Consider the following 12308-nt stretch of genomic DNA (forward strand, 5'->3'; position numbering starts at 1 on the left):
TTATCTTACAGGCAATATTTTGCCATATTTATAGTTTATCTATTCAATAAGTGAATTCCAGTTTGTCCAGACCAGATTGGACTTCTTCATTTGTCATGAATAGGTTCCAAAGCAATCCAGTCCGATAATTTTCAATCATTAGAATTATAGGGCCTTGATCAATGGCCAAATAACTGTCTGCATACCAGTTTTCAGTGATATTGTAGGCATCATAAAAGCCATACTCTCCCCAGATTTTATCTCCCAGCTGGTAGTAGAAATATTTCATGGCTTTCATAGAAGCCTCAGGGGTATAAGGCAAAGATGAAATAGCAGCAGTAGGTGTGATGACACCAAGATCATTGGAAGGGGAGTGCGCGCTGTAGCCACTAGGGCTATCACTGGCTGTCAGTCCCCAAGCAGTTTCGGTATAACCAACAAAACCTTTTGGGTTTTGGATGCAATATGCTTGGTTGATCAGGCTGTGGGCTTGATTCTGGTCCCAATAGTTGGCGTACTGATCGGAAAGGTTTCTGGGATCAAGCCCTAAGAAGGAATAGTGTGCAAAGAACAAAGGGCCTCCAAGATCATTGCCCAATGGTAGCTCATGTCCATAGAATGAGTTGCCGTTTTTTATACTGCCATTTCTGGCCCAACCTGCATCATAAACAGCCTTGTCAATAGGATGTGTAGGGGATGATGCGGCAAGCACATAGACAATCAACGATTCATTATAGCCACGAATAGGGAGGTTTATTTCCCATTCATAATCGGGAGACCAGTGCCAGTAAAGTACATTGCTGTCGTTTTGGGTATACCAGTCCCATTCCACCGTTTCCCAAAGATGGGTGATTTTATCTATGAGCTCTTTTTCTTCAGGTTTGTTGGCATCGAGATAGGCCCTCACAGTGAGTATACCTTGGATCATAAAGGCTGTTTCTACCAAATCCCCTCCGTTATCTTTTGAACTGAATGGGATGGTTTTACCTGTTTCGCCATTCATCCAGTGAGGCCATACTCCATGAAAACGATCAGCGGAAGTCAGGAAATCCAGTATTTTTGTCCATCGTTCAATAGCCTGTTGCCTGGTAATAAAACCTCTTTCCACTCCTACTATGAGAGACATTACACCAAATCCTGAACCGCCTATGGTGACGGTGTTGCCTGAACTGTTTCTTTCTCTCGCCAATCCACTCGTCGGATGGGCAAAATCCCAAAAATAACGGAATGTTTGGGACTGTATTTTTGTGAGTAATGCATCTTCGGAAAGCAATGGGAACTTAGGCGTTTCATCTATTTGGGTATAGAAAGTACTATTAAGGCCTGCATAGTTTTCTCCGTTGATGCCTTTAAGTTGCTGATTGATTTTTAGGGAATATTTGGATAGGTACTGTAAAGGAGTTGAGACTGAAAGTGTTAATTTTTGGTTGTTATCCATCAGCTCATACTGTAGGTTGGGGTTATCAGGACCAGTAATGGAAAAGGCGGCTTGTAGAGAAGATGGATCCAGTGGTTTGTTGAAGGTCAATTCCGTGCTAAAGTTTACAGGGACATTTTGGATTCGGCCTGTTCTAGTGGTATCACCACCTGATAATTGCACACTGGTAATTTCAACTGAGCCCAATATCGTAGTGAACTCTATGGTGGTTTCTGTAAAATGAGCTCCGTTGGAGGCGGTTAGGGCCGAAGATATAGACAAAGTATAGTTACTACTGGTTGCTAAGGTGCCAACAGGGCTGATAATGATAGTTGTGTTGCTAATAAGGTTGGTGTTAAACTTGACCGGAATGCCTTCGGAGGATAAAGAAATGGCAGCAGATATACTTTCTCTTTGGATAGCCTGAGAAAAGGTTAAGCTGATCGTTCTATCTATAGGAATATTATTACTGGGACCTTGTGAGTTAAGTGTTTTATCACCCACTTTGGCGTCAATCAGCTGCAAAGGTGTAATGGAACCCTCTTCTTTGCAGGAGAGGAAAAGGATAAAAAATACCAGAAAAACTGAGTGCTTCATCATTTTGGGCATAACGGGGCAGCCGCTTTTATAGATTGTGCTTGATTTATTTGATGGTTTGCAGTTTAATAAAAAGCCAAGGTTTTGAAATTCGATAAATCTAAGTAGGAGGGCTTATATAAGAAGCCCTCCTTGGATTTATAAAATATTACGGCTGTTCATTATCCATGATTGTCTGCACTTCAGATGAGGAAAGCGCTCTGTTAAAGATGCGGAGTTCATCAATATAGCTATTGTCAGAAAGGTGTCCCCATCCAGTGAATCTAGGCGCTCCGGAGCCAATAGACAGGATGTCACAGCCCTCCCAGGAAATACCCGGATAAGTACCTTGACTCACCACTGTTCCATTGATATAAACGGTACATTCTGTTCCGGAAATCGTAAAAGCTATATGTACCCATTCATTGCTGTTCGGGTTGATATCAGCCGCACTACCACCGTCAAACCAGTTTTCACCACTGCCATTCCCCACATTTAGTTTTATACGTTGGTTACTTCCAGCAGCCTCTCTAAAGAGTCTAAAGCCAGCAGTACGCTTGTTTTGGGCCTCAGGATTGGCTTCATCAGGCGGTCCCATGACCAATATACCCGCTCTGTTAGGATCTGCATCGACCTTGTACCATAGGGAAGCACTGAATGCATCATTGATTAAATCAGCTGTAGGGAAGGTCAAATAGGAATCCGTTGCACCTGCGTAGGCATTGGCACCAGAAGCACTTTCACCTGCAAAACCAGGATCCCCTACCACACTGGCTTCACTTACACTGACCAGTTCCAAATACTCGTTATCAAATGGCATATAGAAAATCTCTCCATCGTATTGAGGTACATAGAACTCTGGCTTGGAAAAGGCTACTGTGCTTGTTGTTGTTTTTCCAGATAGGTCATTGGCGGTTACAGTTAAAGTATGTTCACCATTCGTGATATTGTCATAGGGCAGTTTGACAGCTGTTCTTCTGTAATCTTTGAAATCCGAATAGCTGCCGATTTCACTGCCATCCAAGGCCACAGTGATGTCCTGAATTTCTACATCATCTTCTACTTCAAAATCAATATTGATAGACATCACATCTTGAGGAACCCAGGTAAGTGGGCCTTCCTCAGGGAAGTTGATGTTGACCATGGGAGCAGTTTCATCTGAGGCTGGTGGAACTTGACTGATGTCGTCTATATAACCGTCTTTACAGGCAAAACTTGTTGCCATCAAACCTGCAATAAATATTTTAGAAGTTAATTTCATGTCTTTTGGGTTTGTGTTTTACCGAAACTTATTGATTACTTGCCTCTTTTAGTTGAGGAAGGATGTCTTGTTGGTCAAGTGGATAAGGCAGGAACCTATCACCTTCATTGAAATTTCTGCTTCCATAGTTAAGTTCACTTGTGCGGTCATGCCTTACCAAGTCAAAGAAACGAACACCCCATTCCATACCGAATTCGGCAAATTTTTCATCCAACACTTCGTCCAAAGTCACCCCACTTAGCATGCCTAGATTAGCCCTGGATCTTACAGCATTGACTGCTTCATCTGCTGACATGACATTGCTGGAGGCGCCGCTTACCAGTGCCTCTGCATGTATCAATAGGATTTCTGCGTACCGGATGGCGATCATGTTTTTATTCTCGCCATAATTAAACCTTCCAGGGGTCAACTGGGTAGTAGGCAGATAATGTTTTCCACTGAGGAACCTATACCTGGGGGCATTGCCAAAACCGTCCCCATCAGGGGTGATATTGGTAATCCAGTTAGGTAAATTGGCATAGTTTGGATCTGATTCAATATCACTGATTCCATCAGGCGTAAATAGTACGGTTGTTTCGAGACGCTTTCGATCATTCCGGTCAAGCATAAACTTGATGTATTTTTCTGTAGGTTCCCAGAAGCCCCATCCGCCACTTGATCCAGGCACGGCGGGTTGCCAGCCTACGGCTTGAGGGCCATATACTTGCCAAGGGAATCTGTCTGAAGTACCACTTTCAGCGCCGTAATCTGAATATTGGAATTCAAGAATATTTTCATTGTTTAGCTTTCCTGGGATTTTAAATAACTGATAGTAATCAGTTTCTAGCATGAATTCTCCGCTGCTGATGATCTCTCCAGTGGCATCAACTACACCTTGGTAGTTTTCCATTTCCAGGTTGGCCAATGCTTTAATGGCTAATGCAGTGTATCGTGTGACGCCTCCTCTGATGTCCGAGCGTTGGTTAGGGTGGACATTGGGTAGACTGGGCATGGCCTGATCCATCAAATCAGAGATATACTGCATGGTTTCATTAAATGGAGTGAGCTCTACTTCGTATAGTGCATTGGGATCAGAGCTCACGGGAATTAGGATGTTATTCCACAATCTGGCCAGCTGAAGAAGGTTGTATCCTCTCATGACATTGATTTCCGCGATGTATTGACTGGCATTTGCTGCACTTGCACCAGCTTCTTGGTATTTTTGGATCTCTTCGATGGCTCCATTCCAATAAATGATATCGGAATACATATTTAGCCATGTGGAATTATAAATCCAGAAGCTCCTGTCATAGTCATAAGTATCTGTTTTGAAAAGGGGTTCTTGGTCCCCCGCAGGGTTAGCATCATCGCCTCTGACAGAAATTAACGGAAAGGTTTCCCACTGAAACCCATAAAGCTCTGCATAAGATCCATTAAGCAATAATATCATGTTTTGGGATTGGGAATAATCAGTTTCCTGGGCCAGGATTTGATCTTCTAAGGATGCATCCAGGTATTCGCTACAGGAAAAGGTAGTCACTAAGCTTAATGCTGTGACCAATTTAATCAGTTTATATTCAAATATTTTCATGACTGTTCTTGGGTTATTGATTTTAGAACTTGACATTTAATCCCACAGTATATACAGCAGGGATAGGATAAGTCTGTCGGTCAATGCCATTATCCACTTCTGGGTTGAAACCATTATAGTTGAAAATGGTCAATGGCCGTTCTGCTGTCAAAGTGATACGCGTTTCTGGCATGATTACTCCCATCACTTCTTTGTCAAGAAGTGAATAAGACATGCGCACATTTTGAACCCTAAAGAAAGAACCGTCTTCCACGAAATAATCACTGAAATTTTGGTTCCATCCTTTACGCAGTCCGGCAGCAGAAGGATATTTGTTAGAGGTGCCTTCACCTCTCCATAGATTAGTGGCCAAGTCTGCGTCAATATTGGTGTCATTAGTGAAAATCATTTCCCCTCTTTTTCTATTCAGGATGCTGTGGCCTGATTGACCTTGGATCAGTACCGAAAAGTCAAGGTTTTTGTACCTAAAACCAAGATTGCCACCATAGGTGAGTTCTGGTAAATAAGAACCCAATACTACCCTGTCCAAATCATCGATGACTCCATCTTCATTTTGGTCTTTAAACATCAAATCTCCTGGAGCAAGGTCGTTTTCAGTTAAGAATTGCTCTGAATAACCACTATTGGTGATATCGGCTTCGGTTTGAAATACGCCTTGAACTTCGTAACCATAGAAAGCCTGGTAGGGCTGTCCCACTATGGAACGCTGACGGAATTCTGCCTGACCGGCATTGAGGTATTCAGGCCCTCCAAGTCCTCTGACCGTATTTTTTAGGGTAGCGAAGTTGCCGCCAATATAGTAGGAAAAGTCATCAGTAACTTGGTTTTCCCAATTGAGGGACAGCTCCAAGCCTTGGTTTCTGATCTCACCAACGCTTCTTCTCACCGCACCTCTGAACAGGGGTTGCAGAACGGTTACAGCCAGACTTTGTGTGTTCCTTATATAGTAATCAGCTTCTAGGGACAGTCTGTTTTGAAAGAACTTGGCCGTCAGACCAAAGTTGGTTTCTTCCGTAGTCTCGATTTTATCGATTAGGTCATAAGTGGGGTCCAGCCTAAAGCCTGGAATTCGCACATCATTGATGGCGTGGTTGGTTCCCTGTAGGGTGGGCTGACCCACAGATGGGCTGATACCATCATTACCAAGCTGTCCCCATGACGCTCTTAACTTAAGAAAATCGATGCCTTTCACATCAAAGAAATCCTCTTCGGTCGCTACCCAGCCTGCTCCAAGGGTAAAGAAATCTTCACTATCCACTTGGAACTTGTTATAATTGTCCTGACGGTAGGTAGCATAAAGCAAGTATTTTTCTTTGTAGTTATAGGCTAACCTGCCAAAGAAAGAGAGGTAAAATATGCGACTACCGGCATCTGAGACCGTATTGATATCATTGGCCTGTCCATTGTTCAGATACCATAGCTCTTCATTACCAAATGTAGGATTAGGGTCCAAATCATTTCTGTTTCCACTGAGCTGTTCAAAGGTCTCACTTCTGAAGGATTGTCCCAGTGTGGCAGTTATACCGTGGTCACCAAAGAATTCCTTATACGTAAGATAATTGTCCACAATCTGGTCAAAATACAAGCTGCTAGATCTAGAAAGGCTAGAAAGAGGATTAAGGACACCGTCATTATAGGCGAAATTGACATTTCTGGCATTGATTAAATCTAACTTATAGTTATAAGCAGACCTAAAGGTCAATTTATCAGGGATAAAAGTCAGCTCGGCATGGAGATTCCCGTTGATTTTATTGACTTTATTTCTGCTGTCATTATAGAGAAGTGGGTAGAAAGGGTTTTGTCTTCCCCTATAGCCCAGTCTTTGAGCATTGGACAATGCTACCGGTGATGTGCCAAAATCTTCATCGTATTTAGGAAGAATAGGTACCGCAAAGTAGGCGTTAAACCAAGCCGCATCTGATCCTACATATTGTTTGGCTGTACTGAAGGTGAAATTACCGCCCACAGTGATCCATTCTTTGACTTTAGAGTCGATATTGGCGCGGATGTTTACCCTTTCATATTCGTTTCTGGTCTCGTTAAGCAGTCCATCCTGTTTGAAATAACTGCCTCCAATGGAATAGCGTGTTTTGGTACTACCACCAGAGAACGTCAAGGTATGGTTTTGGATAGCAGCAGGGCTCATGATCTCATCGTACCAGTCCGTGTTTACGGCAGGAATACTTGGATCTATACGGCTCCTTCCATAGGCCTGCATGGCATTGTCAATGAATTCCATGTCTGGTGCTGACCCTGTTTCATTGATGTATTGCACAAATTGCTGGCTATTGGCCATTTTGAGGACGTTTTGTGGGTTTTGTACCCCGTAGTATCCATCATAGACAATTTCAGCTTCTTGTTCATATTCACCTGAGTTGGTCTCTATCAGTACGACGCCATTGGAAGCCCTTGCACCATAGATAGCAGATGCAGAAGCATCTTTTAGTACAGAAAGGGTCTTGATATCATTGGAGTTGAGGAAGTCAATATTGTCAAAGAACATACCGTCCACGACGTATAAAGGGGCTCCACCTCCTTCAAAGGAACCTATACCCCTTACTCTTACTGTGGGAGAGGCTCCTGGTGCGCCTTTACTGACGATTTGTACCCCGGCTACCTTCCCTTGGAGAGATTGCATGGCGTTCGAGCTCGGCGTTTTGACCAGGTCCTCTGTTTTCAAGGTGGTAATCGCAGAGGTCATTTCCTTTTCTTTTTGCGCACCATAACCGATGACAACTACTTCATCGAGTCCAGTTAGTTCTTCTTGAAGGGTGATGTCAAGCTGAGTCCTTCCATTTAGCTCAACGAGCCTTGATTCAAAACCAATAAAAGAAAAGTTTAATGTCGCATCTGGAGAGCTGACTGTAATCGAATACTTACCGTCTAAATCAGTGACGGTTCCATTTGTGGTACCCTGTTCTAGAATGTTTACCCCAGGTATGGGTTCACCTCCTTGATCAAGTACTGTTCCTGTAACATTGGTGTCCTGAGCGGCAGCTGTACTGAGGGTGACCGCAAAGACTAATAGCAACACCATGGATAGTTTTCCTAGTTGAGGGATTTTGGGTTTCCATGATTCCTTACTTATGCGTAAAGACTTAATCATAAGTGTTTGGTTTTGGGTTTAAAATGGATAATATTTCAAACGTTTGCATTTTTGCTCGTTTGAGACTGAAAAGGTAGAGGAAAGAAGAAAAAACTACGTTAAAAAATGTAAAATCTTGGCTGTTTGACTAGGGGTTAGGGCGGATAAATTAGACTGTAATTAGCGGTTTAATACCATGTGAAAATGGCTTATTTTAGCTTTTTAAGCATTTTTACAGTTTAGCGTCACGCTATAATACTATTAGGGGATTTAATGGAGGATTATAAGGCTTACTTCGACTTTTCTTTCTCTTCCTCCATCATCAAGATGTCATACCAGTGAGGAGATTCCAACTGTAAGGCTTCAATGTTTTGCTTGGTTTTCTTTCTGAAGTTCCAAACTGTATTTTTACGAATATCCAAAAGTTCTGATAGCTGTTCTAAGGTTTGTTTTTCAGTATTGGCAATAATATCGTAAGCGATATAAAAGGCCTTTTCCAAGGGGAATTTTACTCCATGAAAGATAGTGCCTGCGGTTACCGAGTCAATATGGCCGCAACGGCTACATCTGCGGGTGAAGAGTTTTGGCCCTTTGGAGCTTTTGGTGTATTTGCAGTTTCTGCATATGAAGCCATTGCCCCATTTGAATTCTTCTAGGTGCCTTAAACAAGCGGATTGGTCTGGGAAGATACGTTGAAATTCGTCATAGGAGAGCAACTGGTTCGTTAATCTGGCCTGAAAAGAAGCCTTGATACTGCTTTTTAGCCTCCAGTTATCTTTATCCAAAAGGGAATTTATCCGTTTGATTTCTTCATCTTTTTCCATGAGTTGATGGTTATATTCTTCCAGCAAACTGTTTTTTTGTTCCAGCTCTTGGGTCCTTTCTTGGACTTTGAGTTCCAACTCCCGGTTTACTTTTTCCTTTAGGGCATAATTTACTTCTATTTGTTTTATGGTTCTTTTCAAGGCCCTGTCCCTGTTATCTTTTAATATTCTGATCCTGTCCCCCAGAGCAAATGTCAAAAGTAGCATCTCTAAAAGGAAAGCGATGTGTAGGCTATAATAAACCATGGTCATATGAGGGATAATAGCGGCATTTACCAAGACTTTTATCACCACTCCAACGAATAATACACCATATGCAAATACAAAGAAGCGAGCAACTTTATAGCCTTGGTACCAAATGTAAATACTAGCCGTGAAAATGAAAAAGAAGGGAATAATGTCGTAATATTTGATCTCAAACAGTTTTTGGTCAAAAAACAGTCCGATAAGAAAGAGCAAAGACTTTATTCCCAAAATGGCCAACAGGGAATAATGGAGTTTGGGCGTACGGTATTTGGTGTTGAGAAATTTGATGGAAAACATAATCGCCCACAGCACAATGGAGTAATTGAAAACTCCATTGGCTATTTGGTTCCATTCAGGGTAGTTGGGCCAAAGATACTGAAAGGCTATTCCGTCTACGCACATGGCATAAATACCCACGCTGACCAAATAGAAGGAATAATAGAGGTATTTGATTTCACGAACTGCCGCATACACTAAAAGGTTGTAAAGCCCTATGATGGCGATCATTCCATAAAAGATGCCGTAGACAAAGTATTCATTCAATGCATAGAAAATGAAGCGGTTTAAGGAGCGGATGGCAATGCGAATATCCGCTTTTTGACTGGAGCGGATTTTAACATAATAGTTAGAAATCCCTTCAGAAGCATTTTCTATGATTATTTCAAAGTTTTTATGTCTGAAATTACGTATGCCAAAAGGAACGGCATCACCTAGGACGATTTTTTTATAATTACCATTATCTTGAGGAGCATATATTTCTACCAGGTCCATGGTTTGATCATAAAACTCCATCAACCATTTTTTGCTGCTTTCAGGGGTTTTGTCAATAGAAAGTTTTACCCAATAGGTATGGTTGATATCGAACTTGTTCTTATTGAATGAAGGTCTGATTTTGAAATTGTCCTGAAACCTCGGTTGGATGATCTGATGGAAAGTAAGGAGATTACTGCTGTCTTCGAAGAACTCCAATTGTGATATGGAAAAAATCCTTTCCTGAAGGTTGTCATCAATTTTAAGTGTAGAACTTCCAGAGATCCTTTGGGCAGATAGCTGATGAGTGGATATAAAGGCAGATAGGAAGATGATATAAATAAGTTTTCTCACAATTTACCCCAGGTTATATGGATGTTGAACAGAAAGTGATTTTAGGATAAAATACAATCAATTATCGATTGCTTTATAAAGCAAAGGTAAATATTTATAAATTGCTTTTGGAATCTACTTGTTTTATCCTGCAAAAGCGATGTTTGATGAGTCAAAAAATGAAGACAATAAATCCCAAAGATATTTCAGTAGCAGACTTTCATAGTTATATGTTGGGAGCAATAGTTCCAAGGCCCATAGCCTTTGCAAGCACTATTGATGCCAATGGTCAGGTAAATCTTAGCCCTTTTAGTTTTTTTAATGCCTTTGGTTCCAATCCGCCCATTTTGATTTTTTCTCCTGCGAGAAGAGTGAGGGACAACACCACAAAACACAGTTTGGAAAATGTAATGGAAGTCCAAGAAGTGGTTATCAGTATAGTAGACTATAATATGGTACAGCAGATGTCACTAAGTAGCACCGAATATAGGAAGGGGGTAAATGAATTTGTAAAATCAGGTCTTACACCAGTCGCTTCTGATTTGGTAGGTCCACCTAGGGTGAAGGAATCTCCGGTAAGTTTTGAGTGCAAGGTGCTGGAAGTAAAGGAAATTGGCCAAGAAGGGGGGGCGGCAAATTTGGTGATTTGTGAAATTTTGTTGGCACATATTGATGAGCATATTTTGGGAGTGGATGGGAAGATAGATCCTCATAAATTGGATGCGGTGGCGCGGATGGGCGGTAATTGGTATTGCAGGGCAAGTGGAGCAGCGCTTTTTGAGGTGGAAAAACCGATCAAGACACTAGGGATAGGAGTGGACCAAATCCCCGAAAGGATACGAATGAGTTCGGTCTTAACGGGTAATGACCTTGGGTGCTTAGGTAATGTTGAAGAGTTGCCGAGTGAAGAAGAAGTATTTTTATATGGTAATAAACCTGAAATAGAAGAAATGAAAATTCGTTTTCAAAACGATGAGGAGAGTCTGATATTTCATTTGCATCAATATGCACAAGAGCTGATCCAAGAGAAAAAAATTATGGAAGCTTGGCTTGTACTGCTTCAATATTATTGATCTATATCTGATCCTTTTCGAATATGTCAGAAGTTTTGGAATCCAGTAAGAAGCCTTTTTCGCATTTAAGGATTCTATATGGATATTTTTTTAGCAGTTCATGATTATGTGTGGCCATCAGTACGGCAGTGCCTTGTTTGTTGATTTCTTGAAAAAGTTTGAAAATTCCATCAGCAACTTCAGGATCCAAATTTCCAGTGGGTTCATCTGCCAATAAAATGGAAGGTTCGTTCAGCAGTGCCCTTGCAATTACCACACGTTGCTGTTCACCTCCGGATAGTTGATGTGGCATTTTGGTAGCGGAGCCACCAAGTCCAACTCGCATCAGTACTTCCACCATCCTGGTTTTCATCTTGGACTTTTCTTTCCAGCCAGTGGCACGCATAACGAAATAAAGATTTTCCGCTACGGTCCGGTCATTGAACAGCTGGAAATCTTGGAATACGATGCCTAGTTTCCTACGAAGGTAAGGGATGTCTTTGGATTTGATTTCCTTGAGGTTATAACCGGCAATGTGGCCTTCTCCCATCTTTAGGGGCAGGTCAGAATATAGGGTTTTCAATAGGGAGCTTTTTCCGCTGCCTGTCCGGCCTATTAGAAATACAAATTCATCCTTATCAATTTCAAAAGTAACATCCTGTAAAATGGCTGTTATGCCCTGAAATATACAGGCTTTGTTTAATCGGACTACGGGCTCGCTGGAAAATACCATAATTTAAATTTACAATTCTAACTTTTGCAATTTGCCAAAAGGAAGCTCTTTGATCAATTTCCCCATTTCTTCTTCTTTGCCTTCCAAGCCAAACTTTTCTAGGTTTTTGAGCGGACGGTCGGCCCTGAAGTAGGCTACCAGAACAAAGTTTTCATCTCTGATCTGAATATAGTCAGGGATTTTTGCCTTGCCTTTTACCTTGATGATATACATAGATGGATATTGAATCAATTTTTAGAAAACGAAATTTAAATGATAAGGAGTTCAGATAAAAATATTCTGTCAAAATAAAGATGAAAATGATTTGGCCCTATTTTACAAAATCTTTCTCAATAATCGATTGGGTGGGTTTAAGTACTTGTTTATTAATTTACTAATGCCCCTGGTAAAAAAAAATAAGGCATGATAAAAATCATACCTTATTTTTTGCGTCTAAAAACCACCAACCCTCACCACTTTTGTCCAATGGACACTGGCGCATG

The 12308-nt window shown here is 41.4% G+C and carries 8 protein-coding genes; 1 reads left to right on the top strand and 7 read right to left on the bottom strand.

Annotated features, from left to right (window positions below):
- Nucleotides 1-43: 43 nt before the first annotated feature.
- The 5 genes from KZP23_RS12530 to KZP23_RS12550 all read right to left on the bottom strand — a co-directional run bounded on the left by KZP23_RS12530 (nucleotide 44) and on the right by KZP23_RS12550 (nucleotide 10062).
- On the bottom strand, nucleotides 44-1996 hold the full coding sequence (locus tag KZP23_RS12530; protein WP_226332063.1) for a glucoamylase family protein: 1953 nt from the start codon (nucleotides 1994-1996) through the stop codon (nucleotides 44-46).
- 145 nt (nucleotides 1997-2141) lie between these two features.
- Entirely contained in the window at nucleotides 2142-3233 is a 1092-nt protein-coding gene (locus KZP23_RS12535; RefSeq protein WP_226332064.1) for a LamG domain-containing protein, read from the bottom strand.
- Between the two features lie 28 nt (nucleotides 3234-3261).
- Nucleotides 3262-4803: a RagB/SusD family nutrient uptake outer membrane protein gene (locus KZP23_RS12540; RefSeq protein ID WP_226332065.1), complete on the bottom strand. Its 1542-nt coding sequence runs from the start codon at nucleotides 4801-4803 to the stop codon at nucleotides 3262-3264.
- Between the two features lie 22 nt (nucleotides 4804-4825).
- Nucleotides 4826-7909: a SusC/RagA family TonB-linked outer membrane protein gene (locus KZP23_RS12545; RefSeq protein ID WP_226332066.1), complete on the bottom strand. Its 3084-nt coding sequence runs from the start codon at nucleotides 7907-7909 to the stop codon at nucleotides 4826-4828.
- A 269-nt stretch (nucleotides 7910-8178) separates the two neighbouring features.
- Nucleotides 8179-10062 (bottom strand): 7TM diverse intracellular signaling domain-containing protein, encoded by a 1884-nt coding sequence (locus tag KZP23_RS12550; protein WP_226332067.1) that lies wholly within the window; start codon nucleotides 10060-10062, stop codon nucleotides 8179-8181.
- Nucleotides 10063-10220: 158 nt separating this feature from the next.
- Here KZP23_RS12550 and KZP23_RS12555 point away from each other — a divergent pair, with 158 nt between their 5' ends.
- Nucleotides 10221-11114: a flavin reductase family protein gene (locus tag KZP23_RS12555; RefSeq protein WP_226332068.1), complete on the top strand. Its 894-nt coding sequence runs from the start codon at nucleotides 10221-10223 to the stop codon at nucleotides 11112-11114.
- 1 nt (nucleotide 11115) lies between these two features.
- Here KZP23_RS12555 and KZP23_RS12560 read toward each other — a convergent pair whose 3' ends face one another.
- Nucleotides 11116-11826, bottom strand: coding sequence for a cell division ATP-binding protein FtsE (locus KZP23_RS12560; protein ID WP_226332069.1), 711 nt, complete (start codon nucleotides 11824-11826; stop codon nucleotides 11116-11118).
- A gap of 9 nt (nucleotides 11827-11835) precedes the next feature.
- Nucleotides 11836-12039, bottom strand: coding sequence for a fructose-6-phosphate aldolase (locus KZP23_RS12565; protein WP_186756464.1), 204 nt, complete (start codon nucleotides 12037-12039; stop codon nucleotides 11836-11838).
- Between the last annotated feature and the right edge of the window lie 269 nt (nucleotides 12040-12308).

It is taken from the genome of Echinicola marina, from assembly GCF_020463795.1.
Classification (GTDB): Bacteria; Bacteroidota; Bacteroidia; order Cytophagales; family Cyclobacteriaceae; genus Echinicola; species Echinicola marina.